The 24,222-nt window shown below is 53.7% G+C and carries 19 protein-coding genes; 12 read left to right on the top strand and 7 right to left on the bottom strand.

The genetic code is table 11. The features are described from left to right. Position 1: 1 nt before the first annotated feature. The gene (locus L5220_RS00980) at positions 2–2,251 is read left to right on the top strand and encodes a monovalent cation:proton antiporter family protein (RefSeq protein WP_448527480.1); all 2,250 of its coding nucleotides are present in this window, start codon (positions 2–4) and stop codon (positions 2,249–2,251) included. A gap of 168 nt (positions 2,252–2,419) precedes the next feature. On the opposite strand, the gene L5220_RS00985 is transcribed toward L5220_RS00980, so the two are convergent. From L5220_RS00985 to L5220_RS00995, 3 genes are all read right to left on the bottom strand, one after another. Beyond that, a complete protein-coding gene (locus L5220_RS00985; RefSeq protein WP_499571051.1) occupies positions 2,420–2,599 on the bottom strand; it encodes a hypothetical protein in 180 nt (59 codons plus the stop codon). 130 nt (positions 2,600–2,729) lie between these two features. Further along, on the bottom strand, positions 2,730–3,143 hold the full coding sequence (locus tag L5220_RS00990) for a putative iron-sulfur cluster-binding metallochaperone (protein ID WP_499571053.1): 414 nt from the start codon (positions 3,141–3,143) through the stop codon (positions 2,730–2,732). 53 nt (positions 3,144–3,196) lie between these two features. Next, positions 3,197–4,504, bottom strand: coding sequence for an RNA-guided endonuclease InsQ/TnpB family protein (locus L5220_RS00995; RefSeq protein ID WP_499571055.1), 1,308 nt, complete (start codon positions 4,502–4,504; stop codon positions 3,197–3,199). Positions 4,505–4,567: 63 nt separating this feature from the next. Here L5220_RS00995 and tnpA point away from each other — a divergent pair, with 63 nt between their 5' ends. Together tnpA and L5220_RS01005 are read left to right on the top strand one after the other, a co-directional pair. Beyond that, entirely contained in the window at positions 4,568–4,753 is a 186-nt protein-coding gene (gene tnpA, locus L5220_RS01000) for an IS200/IS605 family transposase (RefSeq protein ID WP_448514922.1), read from the top strand. 322 nt (positions 4,754–5,075) lie between these two features. Then, complete coding sequence (locus tag L5220_RS01005) at positions 5,076–6,464, top strand: serine/threonine protein kinase (RefSeq protein ID WP_499571057.1); 1,389 nt, start codon at positions 5,076–5,078, stop codon at positions 6,462–6,464. An 11-nt stretch (positions 6,465–6,475) separates the two neighbouring features. Here the strand turns inward: L5220_RS01005 and L5220_RS01010 are convergent, their stop codons facing one another. After that, entirely contained in the window at positions 6,476–8,080 is a 1,605-nt protein-coding gene (locus L5220_RS01010; RefSeq protein WP_099798897.1) for a B12-binding domain-containing radical SAM protein, read from the bottom strand. Between the two features lie 5 nt (positions 8,081–8,085). Further along, positions 8,086–10,749, bottom strand: coding sequence for a type I DNA topoisomerase (topA, locus tag L5220_RS01015; protein WP_499571059.1), 2,664 nt, complete (start codon positions 10,747–10,749; stop codon positions 8,086–8,088). A 143-nt stretch (positions 10,750–10,892) separates the two neighbouring features. Between topA and L5220_RS01020 the strand changes: the two genes are divergently transcribed. Both L5220_RS01020 and trxA read left to right on the top strand, forming a co-directional pair. After that, positions 10,893–11,093: a hypothetical protein gene (locus tag L5220_RS01020; protein WP_448515406.1), complete on the top strand. Its 201-nt coding sequence runs from the start codon at positions 10,893–10,895 to the stop codon at positions 11,091–11,093. A 171-nt stretch (positions 11,094–11,264) separates the two neighbouring features. Then, complete coding sequence (gene trxA, locus L5220_RS01025; RefSeq protein WP_448515407.1) at positions 11,265–11,579, top strand: thioredoxin; 315 nt, start codon at positions 11,265–11,267, stop codon at positions 11,577–11,579. A gap of 32 nt (positions 11,580–11,611) precedes the next feature. On the opposite strand, the gene L5220_RS01030 is transcribed toward trxA, so the two are convergent. Continuing rightward, complete coding sequence (locus L5220_RS01030) at positions 11,612–13,306, bottom strand: DUF655 domain-containing protein (RefSeq protein ID WP_499571062.1); 1,695 nt, start codon at positions 13,304–13,306, stop codon at positions 11,612–11,614. Positions 13,307–13,405: 99 nt separating this feature from the next. Between L5220_RS01030 and L5220_RS01035 the strand changes: the two genes are divergently transcribed. The 5 genes from L5220_RS01035 to L5220_RS01055 all read left to right on the top strand — a co-directional run bounded on the left by L5220_RS01035 (position 13,406) and on the right by L5220_RS01055 (position 18,686). Then, complete coding sequence (locus L5220_RS01035; protein WP_099798900.1) at positions 13,406–13,753, top strand: YbaB/EbfC family nucleoid-associated protein; 348 nt, start codon at positions 13,406–13,408, stop codon at positions 13,751–13,753. A gap of 41 nt (positions 13,754–13,794) precedes the next feature. Further along, complete coding sequence (locus tag L5220_RS01040; RefSeq protein ID WP_227517299.1) at positions 13,795–14,415, top strand: response regulator transcription factor; 621 nt, start codon at positions 13,795–13,797, stop codon at positions 14,413–14,415. Between the two features lie 73 nt (positions 14,416–14,488). Beyond that, positions 14,489–17,101, top strand: coding sequence for an FHA domain-containing protein (locus L5220_RS01045; RefSeq protein WP_499571064.1), 2,613 nt, complete (start codon positions 14,489–14,491; stop codon positions 17,099–17,101). Between the two features lie 12 nt (positions 17,102–17,113). Beyond that, a complete protein-coding gene (locus L5220_RS01050; RefSeq protein ID WP_499571066.1) occupies positions 17,114–18,124 on the top strand; it encodes a WD40 repeat domain-containing protein in 1,011 nt (336 codons plus the stop codon). Positions 18,125–18,137: 13 nt separating this feature from the next. Then, positions 18,138–18,686, top strand: a complete 549-nt coding sequence (locus tag L5220_RS01055; protein ID WP_227517300.1) for a DUF4330 domain-containing protein — start codon at positions 18,138–18,140, stop codon at positions 18,684–18,686. On the opposite strand, the gene L5220_RS01060 is transcribed toward L5220_RS01055, so the two are convergent. Then, positions 18,673–19,071, bottom strand: coding sequence for a RidA family protein (locus tag L5220_RS01060; protein WP_448515505.1), 399 nt, complete (start codon positions 19,069–19,071; stop codon positions 18,673–18,675). The two genes, L5220_RS01055 and L5220_RS01060, sit on opposite strands and share 14 nt — an antisense overlap. Before the next feature lie 351 nt (positions 19,072–19,422). Between L5220_RS01060 and psaA the strand changes: the two genes are divergently transcribed. Next, positions 19,423–21,690 (top strand): photosystem I core protein PsaA, encoded by a 2,268-nt coding sequence (psaA, locus tag L5220_RS01065; protein WP_198405929.1) that lies wholly within the window; start codon positions 19,423–19,425, stop codon positions 21,688–21,690. Positions 21,691–21,713: 23 nt separating this feature from the next. Continuing rightward, a complete protein-coding gene (gene psaB, locus L5220_RS01070) occupies positions 21,714–23,939 on the top strand; it encodes a photosystem I core protein PsaB (protein WP_099798907.1) in 2,226 nt (741 codons plus the stop codon). Positions 23,940–24,222: the final 283 nt, after the last annotated feature.

The following is a 24,222-nucleotide window of genomic DNA, read 5'->3' on the forward strand; positions in this document are numbered from 1 at the left end:
GATGAATGAAGACTTTCGCCTCGTCATTGACCTCGGTGTTGTGCTGGGGGCAGCGGCGGTGGGTGGGGTGCTGGCGGCCTTGCTACGACAGCCTATTCTCCTTGGCTACCTGCTCGCTGGAATGCTGGTGGGGCCAACGGGGCTTGGGCTGCTGCGGGAAGTCCCCCAAGTTGAAGCCTTGGCGCAGTTAGGGGTCGCATTCTTGCTCTTTGCCTTGGGGGTTAGCTTTTCCCTGGGTGAAATTAAAAAGGTACAGGGCATTAGCTTAGGCGGTGGCACGTTGCAAATTCTGCTGACGATCGCCGTTACAACGTTGATTTCGGTGGGGGTGGGTTGGGTGACCTCTGCCAGTCAGGGAATCTTTTTGGGGGCAGTGCTGTCGTTGTCCTCAACCGCAGTGGTACTGCGCAGCTTGATGGATCGCAACGAGTTAGAATCCCTGCAAGGCCAGATTATGCTGGGGATGTTAGTGGTGCAGGATCTGGCGGTAGGGCTAATGGTGGCTGTGTTACCTGCCTTGGATAAGCCCCTTGAGGAGTTGGGCTGGGCGGTGGGAGAAGCTGTGCTAACCATTGGCCTGATTGCCGTGGGAGCGGTGGTGGCGGGGATTTGGCTATTGCCTCCCCTGCTGCGCCTGCTGGCGAAAACCGAAAGTCGGGAATTGTTTTTGTTGGGGGTGGTGGCGCTGTGTCTGGGGATTGCGCTGCTTACGGAGTATCTGGGTCTATCGATTGAAATTGGCGCGTTTATTGCCGGTTTGATGATTTCTGAGGTGGAGTACGCTGACCAAACCCTTGACTACGTGGAATCGATTCGGGATATTTTTACAACCCTCTTTTTTGCCTCAATTGGGATGCTCATCGATCCTATCTTTCTCTGGCAGCATCTGGATCTGATCATTGAATTGGTGAGCTTGGTGATTGTCGGTAAGTTTTTAATTACAACCCCGATTGTGAAGCTCTTTGGCTATACGTGGAAAACCTCACTGCTGGCGGGGATTGGCTTGGCGCAAATTGGGGAGTTTTCTTTTGTGCTGCTGACGGCGGGGCGGGGGCTAGGGTTAGTGTCTCAGCAAGTTTACCTTCTGACGTTGGGCACAACGGCGGTGACCTTGGTCGTTACACCCTTTTTGCTGAAATTGGTGCCGCTGCTGTTAGACTTACCATGGTTGCGGCAAGTCCTCAAGGAGGACGAGATTTTGGGGATGGATTTAAGGGAGTTGCCCCAACGCAATCACGTGATTGTCTGTGGCTATGGTCGAGTGGGTAAAAGCTTGGTCACGCTGCTGCAAAACCAACAGTACCCGGTTCTGGTGATTGAGCAAAGTGAGAGTGTCATCAATGAGGTGAAAGCTGCGGAGTTGCCTTATATCTATGGGAATGCAGCCAGTGCCACGATTCTGGCAAAGGCTGGGGTGGAAGCAGCCCTAGGGATGGCGATCGCCCTGCCGGATAGTATGACTACCCGCCTGTGTTTGAAGCGTGCCCTTGAGTTTGCGCCGGAGCTGGATGTGATTGTCCGTGCCAATAGCGATCGCGATATTGAACTGCTCTACCAGTTGGGGGCACGGGAAGTTGTTCAGCCGGAGTTTGAAGCCAGTTTGGAACTAGCCGCCCACCTGTTCTTTACCTTTGGCATGGGTGAGCGTGCTATCCAGCAACAGGTGCAACAGGTGCGTGAAAGCCACTATGAAAACTTGCGGGGCGATACCTCGCCAGATAAGACAGCACGGTTATTGCGCCAAGCAGCACAGGACATGAACAGTCGCTGGTACCTGCTCCCTGATGATTCGCCGGTGAGGGGAATGAGCTTGGCGGAAATCCAACTGCGTCAGCTCACTGGCGTAACGCTGCTGGCCATTGTGCGTCAAGATGGCACAGAGGTAGATTATCCTAGTGGTGAAACCTGCCTAGAAGCGGGCGATCGCCTGTTGATCATCGGCCAGCCCTCAGAGCTAAAAGCCTTTGAATCGCTGATTAGCGGCACTGTGAGTGTGCCTCAGGGCGAAACATCGTTTCTGTGGCTGATGTTGCCCAGTCAAATTAATGAGCGGCATCTGACCATTGCCGATCTGCATTTACCAGACACTGTGACCATTCGTGCGTTACGCCGGGAGGGAACCCTCCTCTCTCAGCCTGCGCCGGACTGTAAGTTAATGGCTGGGGACCGTCTCCTGTTGGCGGGTGCAGGGACAGAGTTAACCCGTTTGGGGGATCAACTAACGGCGCGATCGGTGCCCCTGCCGCCGTAGGTACGCAACAACCACCGTAGTTGATAGACGTAGCGAGCTGTTGTCGCGACTTACATGACAAATTGGTCATTGGCAGCGATCCCCAACACCACCCCCACCAGCGGTACCAGTTCACCGCTCATATCAATTCTCTAGATACCTGCTCCATATAGATAGAGCATCGACAATCTAATTCCATTGAGTCAGCGATCGCAGAACCCACGTAGAGAGACGACAGACCCATTGGGTCATCGCGTGCTGGAGCTGACTGATATCATCAAAGCGAACCCAAGCTAAATCCCATGTGAGGTCTCGCCAGACCCGCTCAATGGGGTTGACCCCAGGACAATACGGCAGCTGAAAAATCAAATTGGTATAATCCTTTAGCCGCCTCAGGGTGATTGCCAGCCCCACAAAGCTCCCAGCCCCAGAGCCATGAAGTAAAACTAGATTTGGTGGCGTTGCAGCGTGAGTTTGGTCATGGGGTCAGATTATAGTGCTACTCCTGTCGCCCACTCAGATAATCGCGAACGTTTTTCAGACAGCAACTCCCCTGGGGGTTATTGACCTCGCACCCACAGCGTCCGGCTTGGATGTGAGCGGTAAGGGCAGCGATCGCTAAAGTTTGCCCCTGCTGTTCCAGATCTTGTTGAAGCCGCTGGCGCGTCCAGCCAAAACAGTAGCAAACCGGCACCTCCTTAGCGGGATCTTTTTGAAACACAGGTACTTTCAGATCGCTGGTGGTGAACGTGTCTCCCTCTGCTGAAAAGTAGACAATGGGACAATTGGCGCTGCTACAAAATTGATAGTCTGCCTGAGAATTGAGTCGTTCGAGCGCCTGGGGTACTAGGAGGCTTTTCAATGTCAGCACTTTGACAGGTTTTCCCTGGCTGCGATCGTGGGGACAATTCATCAACATGCCTCCTGGTGACACTCCCCGCCGTGGAACGGCGAGGCTTCTCTAAGTTAGGCTAGAGCAAAACCAATCTGCCCTAACTTGACCTTAGAAGGGGCTGCCACAGCCCCTCTACACACTCCACTCAAATCGATATTGAGCTTTGTGCTTACCTTTCTCATGATATTGCAGGCTCCATTACAGTCTGCATTGATGAGCCATCCTTGCGCAGTTCGGTACAGACCTCTAAGAACTCGTTTTCCTGATGCCTTCCACCCTTCAGGTTTTTCACCGAACGTAGGCAAGAAGTCATTATCAAAAAACGAGGCTTGAGACGTATACGATTCTTCGGTTTCGACTAATCGAATCCCGAAAATTAAACAAAGCTGCTTAATTCGTCCAAACAGCTTGTAGTGCGGAATTTGCACGAACTCCTGATTCGTTTTTGCACCCAAATTGATTTCATCTTTCTGCCCGTTGTTTCGACCGTAGATGATCGTATCGATGTCATTTTCCAAGCAGAAGTTGACGACCCACCGTGCTGCTTTGTTGATGTAGTCTCGCACGTAGCAATTTCGCTTATGGGTATTAAGTTGGATTCGCTTCGAGGTCGCGCCCTTCATGGATGACTTGCCATGAGTCAGAATCGATTTGAATTTGGCAACCTGCTTATTGAACCATTGGTTTCGAGATTTCAACCCTCTACCATCCAGCACAAAGGCAAGTCCAGTATTTGTCACGCCGGTCAAGAGGTTATTCAGTCCTGGGTCAAGCGCTAAAACGTTCTCAGGACACAATTTGCAGCATTGAGCAGTCTTGTCCATCGTAAAGTGAACATACTCAACAACCCACTGCCCATTCGTCGGAATGAATCGCAGTTCTCGGTTCTGCACATCCTTTAATCGTTCTGGTAACGGGATGTAGAACGCATCTCTTCCAACTGTAGTTTTTCCACCGTTGCCCAAAGGAACTCGAATCAAGCCTTTCTCTACTTTCAGGGATTGCCCCGTGAATACGACTTGATACAACCCGCCTTTGGTGCGGTATCGCGGCAATTTTGGTTCATGGTCGAACTGCCCCAGTTTGAACAGTTTTGAGAGTGATTTGAAGCTTTTGAACGCCTCATTCACAGATTTCAACACTTGCTGTGCAGCCTGAGAATGTAACAGCTTCCCGTTTTCACTCTCCTTCAGTTTTGCGTAGAGGTCGTCATACTTCAGAACCTTGAACGGTTTCCGTCCTTGCTCAAAGAAGTATTGCCGAGACTCATACACGCCTTGGTTGTAGAGATTGTTGGCAAGACGCGCTAACTCAGTAAGCAACTGAGCAAGCTGCTTGTCAGGTTGAAAAACATCTTTTTGGACGGCTAAAAACATCATTGGGTTAAGATGGTATGCAGTTATTATAGATGCCGATTTACGCGAATAGCAACCGTATGAGAAGTGCTAGCTTCTCAGGCGGCGAACATCATGAAAGGGTACAGTTCAAGACGGCTCAGAATGGAATTTCCACATCTCAAAAACCTGCATGAAAAATCCCAACTCTGGGCACACAGTTATTATTGGGGTACTACCGGGAACGTTTCAGCCCAGACAGTGAAACGGTATATCGAAGAATGTCAAGGCTGACTCTCCCTACTGCCGTAGGCGCGGGAACCGTTCTGTATCCCCGTCGTGAACGAGCGAAGTTTTATCCGGTTCCCGAACCCTCCGGTTTCTATAACCCACCAACAGCCTGGGCACACACGCCTCATACTAGACGGATCTGCTGTCACGCTCAGTGCAGTTGTTTTCCGTCCCCAGTCATATCCAAGCTCAACCCCTATCGACACAGGTGAATACTGCCTTGGTGCGGATGCTACAGAGCTTGTCTGTGGGCTTTCGAGTTTGCCCACTGCCGCAAACTTCACCGCTAAGATAAGGGTGGGATCGCCCCTCTAGGAGTGTGGCAGTGGAGCAATTGATTGGGCTAGTTCTGAAAGATCGCTACGAGTTGGTTCGAGAGCTAGGGCGCAATCCAGGACGACGCACCTACTTAGCCTTAGATCGGCACCGGTACGAGCAAGTCATTCTCAAATTATTACTGTTTGGCCTAGATATGACGTGGGATGACTTCAAGCTGTTTGAGCGGGAGGCAGCGGTTTTACAAACCCTTGACCATCCGGGCATTCCACGGTACCTAGATTTTTTCGACGTGGAGACCCCAGTCCTACGGGGCTTTGCACTGGTGCAAACCTATATCGAAGCCCAGTCCCTTGCTGCATGGCTGGCAGCGGGGCGGGTTTTTAGTGAAGCGGATCTCGAAACCTTGGCCGATCGCCTGCTGGATATTTTGGTGTATCTGCACMCCCGTCAACCGCCGGTGATTCACCGGGATATTAAGCCAACCAATATTCTCTTGGGCGATCGCTCGGGCCACGAGCTGGGAAACGTTTACCTCATTGATTTTGGTGCTGTTCAGACAGCGATCTCTGGGGCGACCCGCACCGTTGTTGGGACCTACGGCTACATGCCACCGGAACAATTTGGCAGTAAAACTGTTCCAGCAACGGATCTTTACGCGTTGGGGATGACCCTCATTTATCTGGCCAGTGGTATCCCCCCCGATCAACTCCCCCAACACAATCTGCACCTTGAGTTTCAACGGGTTGTTGCCCTGAGTCCTCCCTTGATTCGGTGGCTAGAGCAACTGGTAGAACCCTCCCTTGAGCATCGATTCAGCTCGGCTACGGCAGCACGTTCTGCCCTACAGCGACTGAGCGAGGTGAGCATCCCCGCCACCCTACGAGAGCCGCCCTACGGCAGCCGCTTACGGGTGCAGGAGACCGCCCAAGGTGTGGTTGTTCAGGTGCCACCCATAGGGTTTAACATCAGTCTGTTATTTCTCATCCCCTTTGCCGTGGCATGGAATGGGTTTTTAGTGGTGTGGTACACCTTGGCGCTCTCTGCTGGTAACTGGTTCATGGCCATTTTTGCCACGGGGCACTTGGCGGTAGGGCTGGGACTCATTGGCACTATTTTCTATATCCTGTTTGGCTCCCAAGTGCTCGCCATTACCCCAACAGAGGTGCGATTTCACCAGCATATTTTAGGGCTGCGCTGGCAGCGGTCTAAAGTCCTTCCCGTAGCTGCCATCGAACAGGTGGAAGTGCAGCCCAAGGGGTTCTATCGCAACCGCGATGGCGAGCGGGAACAAGTGACTGCCAAGATGATCATTCGAGCCGGAACGCAAACCATCGAACTAGAGGAAGCCCAGTCTCACTTAACACCGCAAGACCTAGAGTGGCTGGGCTATGGCATTGGCCGTTATTTAGCCTGCCGTGTCATTAAAACTCCTTAGCCTCTGAGCTCCTAAGACACCTGCAAAGCAACCGCCGCATGTTTAGCAAGGGTGTTCGCCGGCAACCCACTTTGGAGATGTTGCCACGGTAAAACCTTATCCTGCGGCCAATCAGCCCAGATATAGTCATCCAGCTCAGGAAGCTGCCCCTGCAACTCCTTAAAGCTGCGTCGATAGCTGCCCAAAGACGTGCCATAATGGCGAACGCGCTCTAGCAACGGTGCCAAGCGGCGATCGCCCCGGGAAAGCAAGGCTTGAATGAGGGAATCATTATAGGACTCTGGACGAAACTCCACCCCCAGCTTCCCCAGTTCTTTTTTGAGAAACTTAAGACGTTTCTCCGCCAAGGGTTGTACCCCGTACCACTGGAACGGTGTTTGCGCTTTGGGAACAAAGGTACTACAGCCAAGGGTGAAGCGTAAGCGCGGCGCTGTTTTCTTGAGGGTTTGAAATAAAGCCACCGTGGCCTCAACATCGGCAGTGGTTTCTGTGGGTAACCCCACCATGCCGTAGAATTTGAGCGCCCTGAGTCCTCCCGCTTGAGCGTGGGTGGCAGCTGCGAGGATTTCCTCAGTCTCGAGTTTCTTGTTAATCACATGCCGCAGACGGGCAGACCCCGTTTCAATCGCAATGGTCAGGGAATGGGTACCCCGCTGGCTCAGCAGTTGCGCCAATGCTTCTGTCACCGTATTTGTGCGTACCGATGCAATACTCAGACGCACCTGTGCAAATTGGGGCTGGCTTAGGTAGTCCATCAAGGCAACAAATTCTGGATGTTGGGTCACAGAGGCACCCAGCAGGCCAATGCGATCGGTCACTGCCAAGCCGCGCTCAATCGCCGGAATCAGCGTCTCGATACTGGGGGTGCGAAAGGGTAAGGTGAGATAGCTTGCCAAGCAAAAGCGACACAGTTCTGGGCAACTGCGCACCACCTCCACCATGTAAATGCTCTCCCACGCTGCAAGAGGGGTCACCACAGTCGAAGCGGCTAAGGTGTGTCCCCGATGGACTTGTTTTTGCACCACTCTCGGCACAGAGGGCTGGGTGGGTTCAATCCCGTTGATGTCACCACTGGGGCTGGTATAGGTAACGGTGTAAAGGCTGGGAACATAGAGGCCGGGAACCTGAGCAAGACGGTGTAACTGCGTCTGGCGAGGTGCGCTTCGTTCGTGGGCAACGGTGGTCAAAAATGGCTCTAACAGGGGTTCGGCATCCCCTAGGAGAATCACATCAAAAAAGTCGGCAAAGGGTTCAGGATTTGCCGTTAGCACTGGCCCGCCGCCAAAGATAAGGGGATGCCCCTCGTGGCGATCGCGCTGCCAAATAGGAATGTTTAACTGCTCTAGAAGCGCCAACAGATTTGCATAATCCAGTTCCCACGAGAGAGAAAACCCCACCAACTCTGGATGCCGGGGGAGGGGTTCGTGCACATCGGTAAATAGGCGGCTGACGGCAACATCTCGGCGGCGGGCTAAGGTGGCCCACACCAGCTGATAGCCCAAGCTAGTAATGCCAACACTGTAGGTGTTGGGAAAGCCATAAATCACCTGTAATGCATCACTGTTGGGGTGTGCTGGCTCAAAAAGGTACGTTTCCGCAGTGAAGGGATGGTTCACAGGCGCTAGGCAGACCCCCGCTTACGCGAGGCCGTTTTTGTTGTTTTTGTTGTTTTAGGTGCACTTTTAGTTTTTCGGGTTTTCCCGGCTGTGCCAGTTGCACCCCCCCTTTGCCGCGAGGTCTTTTGCGGTGCCTTAGCGGCAAGCAGTGGCAGGGCTTGCTCAAGGGTTATGGTCTCAACACTCACACCATCGGGCAACGCGGCATTCACTTTACCGTGGTTGACGTAAGGGCCGTAGGGACCATCAAAAATTTGCACGGGCTCATTGGTTTCAGGGTGGTTGCCTAACACCGCAAGAACTTGCTTTTTGGCGCGGCCACGGGTTGACTTTGGCATCGCCAGTAGTTCCAGCGCCCGCTCAAGGGTAATGGTATAGACGCTATCTTCGGCTTTGAGGGAGCGGTACTCTTTCTCGCCATCGGGATCTAGCACAATGTAAGGGCCAAATCGCCCCTGATTCGCTTGAATGAGCTTGCCGGAGTCTGGATGTACCCCAAGGGTGCGCGGTAATGATAAAAGGGTCACTGCCAAATCGAGGGTCACTTCATCGGGGCTAACCCCTTTAGGCAATGAGGCGCGCTTGGGCTTGGGGTTCTCGGCGGTAGCTTCCCCCAGTTGTACGTAGGGGCCAAATCGCCCTGTGAGCAAAAAGATGGGTTCGCCTGTCTCTGGGTGTACCCCCAGCTTATCGGGGCCTTCGAGCTTTTGGCGGATCAGTTGCTCGATTTGTTCACGATTCAGACTTCCGGGGGTTGCATCTTGGGGAAGGGAGGCTTTGATGGGTTCGCTACCATTGCCATTTGGGTAAACAATAAACGGTCCAAACCGACCCACCACCACCTCAGCGTTCAGTTCCGGCAGGGCGATCGCTCGGGCTTCTGTCGCTTCAATGGTGCGCTCGCGCTCTTTGACCTGCTGCTCTAGACCCTGCTCCCCCAAATAGAACGATTCTAGGTAGGGCAGCCACTCTACCTCGCCGGTAGAAATATCGTCAAGGGTTTGCTCCATCCGGGCAGTAAAGTTTATATCCACTAAGTCGGGGAAGTATTTTTCAAGGAGGCTGGTAACCGCAAAGGCCGTAAAGGTTGGCTCAAGTGCATTGCCCCGACGCAGGGCATACTCTCGGTCTTGGATGGTGCTAATGATGGTGGCATAGGTGCTGGGGCGGCCAATTCCTGCTTGTTCTAGAGCTTTGACTAAGCTGGCCTCGGTGTAGCGTGGCGGAGGCTGCGTTTCGTGCCCCACACTTTCGAGGGTTTGACAGCGCAGAATCTCTCCCACCTGCATCAGCGGCAGAACCACTTCTTGGCTTTCGAGGGCAGCATCGGGGTCATCGGAGCCTTCGACGTAGGCACGGAAAAAGCCCGCAAAATCAATCCGTTTGCCGTGGGCCCGGAAGAGGGCATCGCCAGCAGTAATGGACACCGTTAAGAGAGTGAGGCGGGCATCGGCCATTTGGGTGGCAACGGTGCGCTTCCAAATCAGTTCGTAGAGGTCTAGTTCGCGATCCCGCAGGTTTGTTTCTTGGGGGGTGCGGAACTGGCTGCCAGCAGGGCGAATGGCTTCGTGGGCTTCTTGGGCACCCTTGGTTTTGGTGGTGTACTGCCTGGGCTGGGGGGAAAGAAAGGCTTTACCGTACATGGTTTCAACACAACTGCGGGCAGCGGCGATCGCCTGCTCCGACAGATGCACCGAGTCGGTACGCATATAGGTGATATAGCCCTCCTCGTAAAGCTTTTGGGCAATCCGCATTGTCTCGCGCGCTGAAAGGTGCAGCTTGCGGTTGGCCTCCTGTTGCAGCGTAGAGGTGGTAAAAGGGGGAGCAGGTTTGCGGGTTTGCTGGCGCTCTTCCTGTTCGCTAACCGTCCAGGTTTCCGTCAAGAGGCGATCGCGCAGGGCATTAGCCGCAGCCTCATCCAGCAGCAGGACAGCGTTGGGATGACGCAGTTGCCCAGTGGCCGGATCAAAATCATTGCCCGTAGCCACCCGCTGCCCACCCACACTCACAAGCCGCGCTGGAAATAGGGTTCCCCGCTGATCAAGAACCGCCTTGAGATCCCAAAACTGACCTTTACGAAAGGCTAGGCGCTCCCGCTCCCGCTGCACGAGTAGGCGCACCGCCACAGACTGTACCCGCCCCGCCGACAGATGGGGGGCAATTTTGCGCCACAGCAGGGGGGATAGGGTGTACCCCACTAGGCGATCTAGAATTCGCCGCGTTTCTTGGGCGCGCACGAGTTGCTGGTTCACCTCGCGGCAATTGCGGAGGGCAGCTTGAATCGCCTCATCGGTAATCTCGTGAAAGACCATGCGCCGTACGGGCACCTTAGGGTTGAGAAGTTGCAGCAGGTGCCAACTAATACTTTCCCCTTCGCGGTCTTCATCAGTTGCTAGGAGTAACTCATCGGCGTTCTCAAGGGCTGTTTTTAGTTCCTTAACAACTTTTTGCTTATCCTTAGGGACGATGTACAGTGGCTCAAAGCCTGCGGCCACATTCACGCCCAAGGTCGCCCACTCTTCCCCCTTAAGTTCTGCGGGTACATCGGCAGCACTGCGGGGAAGATCCCGAACGTGTCCCATGGAGGCTTCAACGCGATAGTCCGCGGGCAAGAACTTGCGAATAGTACGGGCTTTGGTGGGCGATTCAACAATAACAAGGGTGGACATGGCAAACGCTGCGGAATAGGCTCTCAAGCACACTCAAGTATAGGACAGGGCATTATATTTTGAGTGATGTTATCTCACCCTATCATGGGGAGCAAAGGGGCAAGACCTTGATCCATAACTTAGCGTACCCTAGCTGTCGATTGTTGTCTTTTGTTGTCTGTACGGCTGAAATTAAAGCGCTAGATGACAAGGTGGAGGCATTACGTTCTAAACTGCGGGACGATATTACCGAGCTACGCAGTCAACAGAAAACCACTGATGCAAGGTTGTGGGCGTTCATTGTTGGGTTAGTGACTCTGGTTGGCGGTAGCGTGATTAAGATTCTCTGGTTTGATCGTGCCTAAAGTAGCAACGGCGCAGCAACCTCTTGCTGGTGGTGACAATCTCAACGCTAACGGCAAGCGACCTAGCAGGAGTACCTAACCACGGGGTTGGAGTTGCCGATGGGGAGTTAGCCCCAGGTCAGTTGGCTGGCATCTAACATGGAACATAAAGGTTGTCCTAAGGATAATGCCATGGCCACAACACGACAATTTAGCAGCTTCAATGATCTGATCTCCCATACCTCCCAGCCACTCCTCATTGATTTTTATGCAGACTGGTGTGGCCCCTGCCGGATGATGGTGCCAATTCTTGATCAGGTGAAGCAGCATCTTAAAACAGCGGTTGAGATCGTTAAGATAGATTCTGAACGTTACCCACAACTAGCAAGCCAGTACCGGATTCAGTCCTTACCTACGCTCCTACTCTTTTACCGTGGTCAGGAAGTGCAGCGGTGGGAAGGGGTTCAGCCACCTGAAGTATTGATTGATGCCATTCGGCGACTGTAGGCTGCTTGAGAGCATCAGCCTGCGTGAGGGGGCTACCATGTGGCGTGCTCTCGCAGCCGCTCTATGAGTTTAGGTCCAATCCCCGGAACGGCGTCCACCTCTGCCCAAGATGTAAAGGGTTTTTTCTGCCGTGCCTTCAGGATCTCTGCCGCTAGTTTGGGGCCAATCCCGGGTAGGGTTTGTAGCTCAGCCGCGGTGGCGGTATTCAAATTTATCTTGGGGGTACTGCTGCCAGTGGTTCTCGATGGGGAGCGCGTTTCAATGACCCCGCCGCACTTGGCCAGTTGTTGGGCGATGCGATCGCGCACTTGGGGGGGCAATCCTAAACGGCTGTTGGCGTAGAGCCGCTCAAACTCTCGCTCGTAGTGAGCCGCAACGGTCGGGTGCTCAATCACCAGCAGGAATTCATCATTGCCGCGATTGGCCGCCTCAGACCAGTTATGGGAGCCAACAATGACGGTCTGACGATCAATCAGTCCATACTTGTGGTGCAGCTTATCCCCTTGGGGAAGGGTTGGGGTTCCCACGGTCGTCAGGGGAGTCTGCCAAGGTCGATTCCCCGCTTCGTAGTAGCACTGGCTGCGCCCCGCTTGAGCCGTGTTCGCCATGGCCACCCCCAGCATATCTAGCGCCTCACTAAAATCGCGGTAGATAAAATCCTCATCGATCAGGGCACGGATGGTGACTCCCCGCTGGTGTTGTGCCTCAAGCACGTTAGACAACTCTTGATCTGAAAAGACAAATAAAGCCAGATCAATGGCGTGCCGTGCTCTGGCCAGCCATCGGCCAACCAGACCATTGGTGGACTCTGCCCACGGGCGCGATCGCGAGGTCGGAGAAAAGCGCACCGCCACAATCGCATCCCCCACCTGTACCTGTCGCGTTGGCCGGAGGGGCTTTTGCACGCCGAAGTGGCTATCCAGCTTGCCCCCTGGCCCATCCCCCCACATGATGTTAAATTCTTCGGTAAATAGTTGCGCCACCGCCGGACTGTCAATGACCAGTAGCGAGTTGGCATTGCCACGGGTTTCCGGTCGGCCTAGATCGCCGTGAATATCGCTGAGGGTAAAGTTTGCCGTTGTGGCCACCACCCGCTGATGATCAATCACCATAAACTTGTGGTGCATGAGCATACTGCCCTTTGAGCCATCGGCAGTATCATCGAGCCACGGCACGTGAGCCTGATCAAAAATCGTCAAAACATCGCGTTCCGCTAGCTCTTGGGGGCTAAGATGGCGATCGCCATTGGTATCCACTAAGGCGTGCCAGTCATCATAGCGCTGCCGCATTCGCGGATCCAGCCGATTCACCATCGCTGGGGTATAGGCTGCCCACGGCTCGGTATAGGTGTTTTCCATAATCACTCGCACCGGCACTCCCGCTTGCTGTTTAGCGGCCAGTGCCTTGGCTAAATGGGGCAGCCGAAACTCTTGGATAGCTACATCAATACGGGTACGCGCTGCCTTAACCGCTTCGATAAGAATGGCTTCGAGATCTTCGCCGTCGCGGGTGTAGGGGCGATAGGGTTCCCGATAGCGATGGGCTTGGGAGTGATTCATATGCACCGCAATCTGGGGGTGTTGCGGCAGCGGCTCTAGGGGCGTGGTCACCAACGGACTGGAGCGCAACTGGCTCAGCACCACGAGGGCAAGGAGCACCCCTATACAAAACAGCGCCAGATAACGCCAGTAGCGGCGCAGAGCATTCCCCAAGAGCATCAACCCCATTACCCATTATTCCTGCCGTGGCTAAACCCGCATTTTACCTAGCTTCTCACTTGCTGATAAGATAGCAGGCAATAGTTCGCTATCGATAAAGGCAACCATATGGCACAGGGACAAGGATTTGGCTTTGGTCTGGGCAAAATGAAAGAGTTGGCCGCGGCCATCCAAAAAGCACAGCAGGTTCAAGAAGGCGCCAAAAAACTCCAAGAAGACCTTGAACAAATGGATATTGAGGGTCAAGCTGCGGGGGGAGCAGTCAAGGTGATTATGAGCGGCACCCAAGAGCCGCGTCGGGTGGAAATCAACCCCGAACTGCTCAGCGAAGGGGCAGAGGTTCTCTCTGATCTGGTGACTGCGGCGATGAAAGATGCCTACCAGAAGTCCACCGCCACCATGCGAGAACGGATGGAAGAATTGACTGGTGGCTTGAATGTGTCTGGTTTAGGTTGAGTTAGCCCGTTCCTGCCCGCCATCTCACTGTGGAGGCTATCGTGCTGCGTATTCTGATTGTGGAAGACGACCCCATGATGCAGTTGGGGCTAGAGCAGTCTCTAGCAGGGCAGTTTACGGTGGTGGGCTTTGCTGAGGATGGCTATCGCGGTGTGGGCTTGGCACGAGAGCTGCGACCGGATGTTGTGGTCATGGATATTGGCCTACCTGGCTTAGATGGGATTGCGGCAACGCAGCGCATTAAGCAAGAGTTACCAGAGATTCATGTGGTGATGCTCACGTCCCATCAGTCCGCCCTTGAAGCAGTTGCTGCCCTTTCTAGTGGCGCTGATGCCTATTGTATTAAGGGGGTTACAGTGGAGCGATTAGTGACGGCGATCGCCGCTGCCTGCGAGGGAGCCACCTACCTAGATCCACAAATTGCCCGCCACGTGATTCAGCACTTGCGTCCAGTTCATCCCCAACTTGAGCATTCCCTCTCTCCGCGGGAGTTGGATGTATTGCGGTTAATGGTGGAGGGCTATAGCAACCCAGAAATTGCGGGCAAGCTGTTCCTCAGCCCCAATACGATTAAAACCCATGTCCGGGGTATCTTAAATAAACTGGCCGTGGACGATCGCGTTCAAGCGGCGGTTGTTGCACTTCGTAACGGCTTGGTATAACTACCCACACGCTTATCGGAGCAGTTGCTACCGTAAAGGAGACCTGTTTATCCGTGCGTTGAGCGTGTGTCCCATGACATCTCAGAGCGATGCAGCAACAATTTTAGCCCCCGATGAAGAGTGGCCAGTTTTACAAATTACAACGCCAGCGTCAGTCCAAGAGATTCGCCTAAGTCAACCGCGAATGCGAGCGGGGCGATCGCCCCACAATGAAATTGTCATTTCCTATCCCACCATTTCGCGGCACCATTTTGAAATCAGTAAAACTGATACAGGCTACACCATTCAGGATTTAGGAAGTAAATTAGGGTTGCTTTTTGGCGATCGCCCCGTCAACCATAAACATCTCGAGGATGGCGACACATTTTTTATTGGCGCTAACGTCAAATTAGTGTTTCGCCAATCCCCCGTTAAGATTCTGCAAAAAACGATTCACTTCCAAGGGAAAACGGTTCTGCGCATTGGCCGGAGTGAGGATAACGATATTCAAATCGACCACCCCCAAATTTCGCGGCACCATGCCAAAATTGAGCGCCAAGGCACCGCCATTGTCCTTAGCGATCTGGGGTCCTCTAATGGAGTCTTTTGTAACGGTAAGCGGCTCACCAAACCCCAATCCCTACGGGTTGGCGATAAAGTGCGCATTGGTCCCTACCTATTGCAAATCAACATTGACGAAACCATTACCGTTGACAACGAAGCGGGTAGCATTCGCCTCGATGCCTTTGGCCTTGAAAAAGTTGTTAAAGGTAACAAGAAACTGCTGCACGATATTTCCCTATCGATTTTGCCCCGCGAGTTTGTGGTCATTGCTGGGGTCAGTGGTTGTGGTAAGTCCACCCTTCTCAAAGCCCTGACAGGCTTTACCCCCGCCTCCAGTGGTACGGTTCTCATTAACGGCAACGACCTTTACCGCCATTTTGATGCCTACCGGTCTGAGTTTGCCTACGTCCCCCAAGAAGATATTGTCCACAAAGAATTAACCGTGGCAGAAGCCTTGAACTTTGCTGCTCAGTTGCGGATGCCTGCCGATGTAACTCCCCGTGAGCGTGAGCAGCGGGTTGTAGAGGTCATGGCCATTTTGGGCTTGAGCGATCGCCGCGATGTCCCTATCAAAAACTTGAGTGGCGGTCAGCTCAAGCGGGTCTCTATTGGTGTGGAATTGCTGACCAAACCCAGCTTATTCTTTCTAGATGAGGCCACCTCCGGTTTGGATCCGGGCACCGAAGCAGAGGTCATGTGCTTGCTGCGGGGTCTAGCCAATGATGGCTGCACCGTTGTTCTCATTACCCACGTCACCGAAAACATCAAACTGTGTAACCTCGTGATCTTCTTAGCGGCGGGGGGGCGCGTGGCGTATTTTGGACCGCCGGATCAAGCGGCAGCCTACTTTGGGGTGCAGTCCTTTAATGATATTTATCCCCTCATCGAGCGGGAGCGAACCCCCGAGGAATGGCAGCAACTCTACTTGAAATCTCCCCAGTATAAAACCTATGTGCTGGATCGCCACAAAGATGTTATCTGCCACCTGAACGACGCGCCACACGCTGTACTCCGTCGGGGGCATAGCCACACCCATGCCGTGTCTGGCCTACGGCAGTACTGGATCTTGTTGCAGCGGGAGGCCGCTATCCTCCTGCGAGATCGGGTGAGCCTAATCCTGAACTTTTCAATCCCGTTCATTATCGGCATTTTGGATTTAATTGTCTGGGATCGGTATCTGTTTGATATTCGCAACGGCGATGCGGCCTCTGCCATTACCATGTTATTTGCAACGGCACTGGTGGCGGTCATGGTGGGGAACCTGACCACGATGCGCGAAATTGCCAAGGAGCGCGATATTTACCGGCGGGAGCGCCTTGTTGGCTTAAAAATTGGTGCCTACGTTTTCTCTAAAATTACCCTTGCGTTGTTGCTGGCGCTGTACCAAGCCTCGGCCTTTCTGCTATTCAAAAACATTGCTATTGATTTTCCGGGAGATAGCCTCACTCAATTGCAACTGTGGCTAACGATGTTCCTAGCCTCCTTTGGCGGGATGGTGATGGGGTTGCTGGTCTCGGCGCTGTCCCCCAACACGGCGATCGCCCCGCTGCTCCTCATCCTATTTATTATTCCTCAAGTCACTTTTGGCGGCGGCATCATTGCCCCCTCGCAGATGAACCCCATCGGCCAAGTCATGAATGTCTTCACGCTCACCAAATGGCCGTTTGAAGCGTTTGTCACCATTACGGGAATGGGTAAAGACGTTGCCCTAGATCCGTGCTGGACAGATCCCAACGAGAGCCATGACCCTGCCACCTGCCGCTGTACTGGGGTGCAACTCTTTAAGTCCTGCTACTTTCCGGGAATTCGTCAGTACTATACCCCCGCCCTAGAGGCCGCCAAACCGCAGCAACCCACTGAACCAGCCATTCCCCAAACCCCAGCGCAGTTGGCCACCTTTCGTGAGGACATGGCCAACTATAAGGATGAACTGGATATTTGGCAGGAGCAATACTCTGACTGGCTCATGCAGCGGGAAAAAGCCGTTGGCCAAGCCGAGGGGATTATTGACCGCCTTTATCGTATTTATGGGGAGTTCTTTGCGGTAACGGTACAGCGGCATTGGCTATTCATCAGCCTCTTTATTGTTGCCATGCTCGGTATGATTATTGGGCTGCAACTCTACTACGACACCCTGCACTAAGGGAGGTACCCCATGGCCACCTTAACCCTGTTGGGGCAGACCCAACTTCAGGACTACGTTACCGCCGTGGCGTGGGGCGATCGCTATCTTTTAGCTACTTCTGCCGCAGGGGATGTGTATCAGATTGATCCGCTGTTAGGGGAACAGGTGATCCTACAACCAGCAACCGAGCAAAGCCTTGATGTGCTTGCGGTCGCAGGCGATCGCTGGGCGGCGGCTGGCCAGCAAGGACGGCTGATCATCGGCGCTTGGCACGAAGGAGACGATCGCCGTCACCTCCTGAATTATGGTTCAGTGTGGATCGATCAGCTCGCATGGCACCCGCACCACCCATGGGTGGCCTTTAGCTTGGGGCACTACGTCCAAGTATGGGACGCGGCTGCCGCAGAGGTGATCACAACCCTCGACTTTGGCGAGTCCTCCGTTTTGGCACTTGCTTGGCAACCCACGGGAGAGACTTTAGCTGTGGCAGGCTACCGCGGGATTCAGGTGTGGGCGGTGGCAGATTGGGATGCCGATCCCCTCTCCCTTGGGTTTATGTCCGCCGCTGTGGATCTCGCATGGTCGCCCCAAGGCGACTACCTAGCCGCCAGCAACATGGATCACACCCTCTTTGTCTGGCGATGGGGCGATCAGTATCCATGGCAGATGCAGGGGTTCCCCGGCAAAGTGCGAAACTTGAACTGGCTGAGTCCTACCCTAGGGGCGATCGCGCCGCGCCTTCTCACGAGCTCCCAAGAGGGGATCATCCTCTGGCAGTTCAGCCCAGAACAGGACAGTTGGCAACCCAATGTCTTGGAATTACATCGTGGCACCGTGCGAGCGCTGAGCCTACATCCCAATGGCCAAGGCTTTGCCTCCAGCGGGGATGAAGGGTGGCTCTGTCTTTGGCAGCAGTTGCAACCCCGCCAACTCCTAGATGCTGGGGATGTGAGTGCGCTGGCATGGCATCCCTTAGGGCACTATCTTGCCGCTGGTGGCTGCCAAGGGGAGGTCTGGGTTTGGAGCGCTCAAGCGGGGTAATGCCTGTGGTAGGATGTTGCTGCTCAGGTATGGGGCAACGTGGATGCAGTTGATCGATCGCTATGGCCGCCTTTTTGGCAAACTCAGTCTGCTAGACATTGGTGCCGGGGTTGTGCTGCTGTGCGTACTTGTGGGCTTGTTTGTGTTGCCGGGGCGATCGGGCACCTCCCTTGCCCAAATCACCACCGCCAAGCCCATAGAAGTCGATATCCTCGTGTTGGGCTTAAGTACACCAACGCCCCAAGACTTAATTCCCAACGGCAGTACGGCAAACTTTATTATCCGCAACCAGCCCTACGGCCAAATTACAGTCAAAAATGTCCAAGTGCTACCCCGCACCGTCACCGTCTCGCAGCCCGACGGCTCGGTAAAAGCCCTACCTGACCCGCGCCCCGAAATGGCCTTTAGCAGCAATCTTTTAGTCACCCTCGAAGGCAAAGGTCAAGTGACTAACAGTGGCCCTGTCCTTGGGAACAGTGCCATCAAAGTAGGTACCCCTGTCGAACTAGAGGGCAAAGAGTATAACTTTCGCGCATCCGTCATTGCCGTTAGGACATTTTAGGAACCATTGCCACACAGTCAATTTCCACCTTCACCCCCTTGGGCAGACGTGAAACCTCAACACACGCCCGTGCGGGAGCTGTGTCGGGGTCAACATATTCACCATAGACGCTATTCATGGCAGCAAAATCATTTAAGTCCGCTAAATATACTGTTGTTTTCACCACCTGCGACCAGTCACTCCCCGCTGCCCTGAGCACCGCACTCAGGTTCTGCATCACCTGACGGGTTTGGGCAACAACATCTTCGCCACCAACAACCTCCCCCGTCTGCGGATCAAGGGCAATTTGCCCCGCCAAAAAGACCCACTCCCCCACCTGTACCGCTTGACTGTAAGGCCCAACGGGGGCTGGGGCATCCGGTGTATAAATAATTACTTTCGTCATAAAACTTAAAATAGTTTACAAAGCGGGGCGATCGCCCCAAAAGCTGATGATACAGGGCATTGTCAAACCCATACCAGCAACAAATCAATGGGTATCATAGCGCAAAGATATGCATTTATACCCCCATAAACATGTCAAGAATTCAAGCATCTTAAATAATGTTAATTATCGGCAAAGCCTGTACTACCCTTCTATAATGCTGAATTGAGCATTCGCCTCCAGAACGGGCTTTATCGTTCCATTCGGTGTCATTAGAGTAAAGATTCTTCACAATCTTTATCCTAACGGCCAGTCTATTAAATGAAGCGAATGCCCTCGTTCCTTCCTTGCCTAAGAGAGAGGAGAGACTCGATGACCATCAGTCCACCGGAGCGAGAGCCAAAAGTCAGAGTCGTGGTTGACAATGACCCAGTACCTACGTCCTTTGAGAAATGGGCAAAACCTGGGCATTTTGATCGCACTTTGGCCAGAGGTCCCCAAACCACCACATGGATTTGGAACCTTCACGCTCTTGCCCACGATTTCGATACACACACTAGCGACCTCGAAGATATTTCCCGCAAAATCTTCAGTGCACACTTCGGCCATCTGGCAGTGGTGTTCATCTGGCTGAGTGGGATGTACTTCCACGGTGCAAAATTCTCTAACTATGAGGCTTGGCTGGCCGATCCTACCGGCATCAAGCCCAGTGCTCAAGTTGTCTGGCCCATTGTCGGTCAAGGCATCCTCAACGGTGATGTCGGCGGTGGTTTCCACGGCATCCAAATCACCTCGGGGCTATTCCAACTCTGGCGAGCCTCTGGGATCACCAATGAGTTCCAGCTTTACTGCACCGCGATCGGTGGCTTGGTCATGGCTGGCTTAATGCTCTTTGCAGGCTGGTTCCACTATCACAAGCGCGCTCCCAAGCTGGAATGGTTCCAAAACGTGGAGTCCATGCTCAACCATCACTTGGCCGGTTTACTCGGCCTCGGTTCCTTGGGATGGGCGGGTCACCAAATTCACGTTTCGCTCCCCATCAATCAGCTCTTGGATGCGGGTGTGGCGGCGAAGGATATTCCGCTGCCCCATGAGTTCATTCTCAACCCCAGCTTGATGGCAGAGCTTTACCCCAACATCAATTGGGGGGTGTTCAGCGGTGTGATTCCGTTCTTCACGTTTAACTGGGCCGCTTACTCAGATTTCTTGACCTTCAAAGGTGGTTTAAACCCCGTTACCGGTGGCCTTTGGCTGTCGGATACGGCACACCACCACGTGGCGATCGCCGTCCTCTTTATCATTGCCGGTCACATGTACCGCACCAACTGGGGAATTGGCCATAGCCTCAAAGAAATTCTTGAAGCTCACAAAGGCCCCTTCACTGGGACTGGGCACAAAGGTCTCTACGAAGTGCTGACTACGTCTTGGCATGCCCAACTGGCGATCAACTTGGCCATGATGGGGTCGCTCAGCATCATCGTGGCGCAGCACATGTACGCGATGCCGCCCTATCCCTACCTTGCCACCGACTATCCAACCCAGCTATCGCTATTCACCCACCATATGTGGATTGGCGGCTTCCTGATTGTTGGCGGTGCCGCTCATGGGGCAATTTTCTTTGTGCGGGACTACGACCCAGCCGTCAACCAAAACAACGTGTTAGATCGCGTTCTGCGGCATCGGGATGCCATTATTTCTCACCTGAACTGGGTCTGTATTTTCTTGGGCTTCCACAGCTTCGGACTGTACGTCCACAACGACACCATGCGAGCCTTTGGTCGTCCCCAAGATATGTTCTCTGACACTGGCATTCAATTGCAGCCGGTCTTTGCCCAGTGGGTGCAGCACCTGCATACCCTTGCACCGGGCGGTACTGCTCCCAACGCCGCAGCCACTGCTAGCGTGGCGTTTGGGGGTGATGTTGTGGCAGTGGGTGGCAAAGTCGCCATGATGCCGATCGCCCTTGGCACCGCTGACTTCTTGGTGCACCACATCCATGCCTTCACCATTCACGTGACGGTATTGATTCTGCTCAAGGGTGTGCTGTTTGCCCGTAGCTCTCGCTTAATTCCCGATAAAGCCAATTTGGGCTTCCGGTTCCCCTGCGACGGCCCCGGTCGGGGTGGCACGTGCCAAGTCTCCGGTTGGGATCACGTCTTTCTTGGCTTGTTCTGGATGTACAACTGCATTTCCGTGGTTATTTTCCACTTTAGTTGGAAGATGCAATCGGATGTGTGGGGGACGGTTGCCCCCGATGGCACCGTGTCTCATATTACGGGCGGTAACTTTGCCCAAAGTGCCATCACCATTAACGGCTGGCTACGGGACTTTCTGTGGGCACAAGCCTCCCAGGTGATTGGCTCCTATGGTTCAGCCCTATCCGCTTACGGCTTGCTCTTCTTGGGTGCTCACTTTGTTTGGGCCTTCAGTCTGATGTTCCTGTTCAGTGGCCGTGGCTACTGGCAAGAGCTGATTGAGTCCATTGTTTGGGCACACAACAAGCTAAAAGTTGCGCCAGCAATTCAACCCCGTGCCCTGAGTATTATTCAAGGTCGGGCGGTCGGTGTGGCGCATTACCTCCTAGGGGGGATTGCCACCACATGGGCATTCTTCCTAGCTCGAATTATTTCTGTAGGATAGGGGCGAGGAGGATACTACCGACTATGGCAACTAAATTTCCTAAGTTTAGCCAAGACCTCGCACAGGATCCGACCACACGCCGGATTTGGTATGCCATCGCTACGGCACATGACTTTGAAAGCCATGATGGTATGACCGAGGAAAATCTTTACCAAAAGATCTTTGCCTCCCACTTTGGGCATCTGGCCATTATCTTCCTGTGGGTGTCTGGTAGCCTATTCCACGTTGCGTGGCAAGGCAACTTTGAGCAGTGGATTCAAGATCCCCTGAACACCCGTCCCATCGCCCATGCGATCTGGGATCCCCAATTTGGCAAAGCAGCGGTTGATGCGTTTACCCAAGCGGGTGCGTCCAGCCCTGTGGATATTGCCTACTCCGGTGTGTATCACTGGTGGTACACCATCGGTATGCGCACCAACGGCGACCTCTACCAAGGCGCTATCTTCCTACTGGTGTTGGCCTCCTTGGCACTGTTTGCTGGTTGGCTGCACCTGCAACCCAAGTTCCGTCCTAGCCTCTCTTGGTTCAAAAATGCTGAATCGCGCTTGAACCACCACTTGGCGGGGCTGTTTGGGGTAAGCTCCTTGGCGTGGGCTGGCCACCTGATTCACGTTGCTATTCCCGAATCCCGGGGGCAGCATGTCGGCTGGGATAACTTCCTGAGCACCATGCCTCACCCAGCGGGGTTGGCACCCTTCTTTACCGGTAACTGGGGGGTATATGCCCAAAATCCCGATACCGCGAGCCATGTCTTTGGCACCTCGCAAGGAGCAGGTAGCGCAATTCTGACCTTCTTGGGTGGCTTCCATCCCCAAACCGAGTCTTTGTGGCTCACCGATATGGCGCATCACCATTTGGCGATCGCCGTCCTCTTCATTGTTGCCGGTCACATGTATCGAACCCAGTTCGGTATTGGCCACAGCATCAAAGAAATGATGGATGCCAAAGACTTCTTTGGAACGAAGGTAGAGGGGCCGTTTAACATGCCCCACCAAGGCATCTACGAAACCTACAACAACTCATTGCACTTCCAACTGGGGTGGCACTTGGCTTGTTTAGGGGTTATCACCTCCTTGGTGGCACAGCACATGTATTCTTTGCCGCCCTATGCCTTTATTGCCCAAGATCACACCACCATGGCGGCTCTTTATACCCATCACCAGTACATTGCTGGCTTCTTGATGGTGGGTGCCTTTGCCCATGGTGCCATCTTCCTCGTACGGGATTATGATCCGGTACAAAATAAAGGCAACGTGTTGGATCGGGTGTTGCAGCACAAAGAGGCGATTATTTCCCACCTTAGCTGGGTCTCCCTCTTCTTGGGCTTCCACACCTTAGGTCTGTACGTTCACAATGATGTCGTGGTGGCCTTTGGCACCCCTGAAAAGCAAATTCTTATTGAGCCAGTCTTTGCGCAGTTTATCCAAGCGGCGCACGGTAAATTGCTCTACGGTTTTGACACGCTGCTGTCGAATCCCGATAGTATTGCTGCAACTGCTTGGCCCAACTACGGTAACGTCTGGCTGCCCGGCTGGTTAGATGCCATCAACAGTGGCAACAACTCGCTCTTCTTAACCATTGGCCCCGGTGACTTCTTGGTTCACCACGCCATTGCCTTGGGGCTGCACACCACCACCCTGATTTTGGTGAAAGGTGCGCTGGATGCCCGTGGTTCCAAACTGATGCCCGATAAAAAAGACTTCGGCTATGCCTTCCCCTGCGATGGCCCTGGCCGGGGCGGTACCTGCGATATTTCTGCGTGGGATGCCTTCTATCTGGCGATGTTCTGGATGCTGAACACCATTGGCTGGGTCACCTTCTACTGGCACTGGAAACACCTTGGTGTCTGGGAAGGCAACGTGGCACAGTTCAATGAAAACTCGACCTACCTTATGGGTTGGCTGCGGGATTACCTCTGGTTGAACTCGTCTCAACTCATCAACGGTTACAATCCCTTTGGCACCAATAACCTCTCCGTGTGGGCATGGATGTTCCTGTTTGGTCACCTCGTGTGGGCCACTGGCTTCATGTTCCTGATTAGCTGGCGCGGTTACTGGCAAGAGTTGATTGAAACCTTGGTGTGGGCGCACGAGCGGACACCATTAGCGAACTTAGTGCGTTGGAAAGATAAGCCAGTGGCGCTTTCTATCGTGCAAGCTCGTTTGGTTGGCTTAGCTCACTTTAGCGTCGGGTATGTCTTGACCTACGCCGCCTTCCTGATTGCTTCAACCGCCTCGAAGTACGGTTGATCTAGCTAGGTTAGGTTAACGTCTAGAAAATCCCCTGCTGCTCTGGTGGGGGATTTTTTATAGAAACCGGAGGGTTCGGGAACCGGATAAACCCTCGCTCGTTCCCGACGGGGATACAGAACGGTTCCCGCGCCTACGGCAGTAGGCAGAATCAGTCTTGACATTCTTCTCCAGACAAAGTGATGTCCTGACTGATACGTGCAATGACGAGTCGATTTTAGCTGTATGCCATCTTCTCTCATACGGTTGCTATTCACGTAAATCGGCCTCTATAATAACTGCA

This window comes from Synechococcus sp. PCC 6716 (assembly GCF_022570815.1).
GTDB classification, from domain to species: Bacteria; Cyanobacteriota; Cyanobacteriia; order Thermosynechococcales; family Thermosynechococcaceae; genus Thermosynechococcus; species Thermosynechococcus lividus.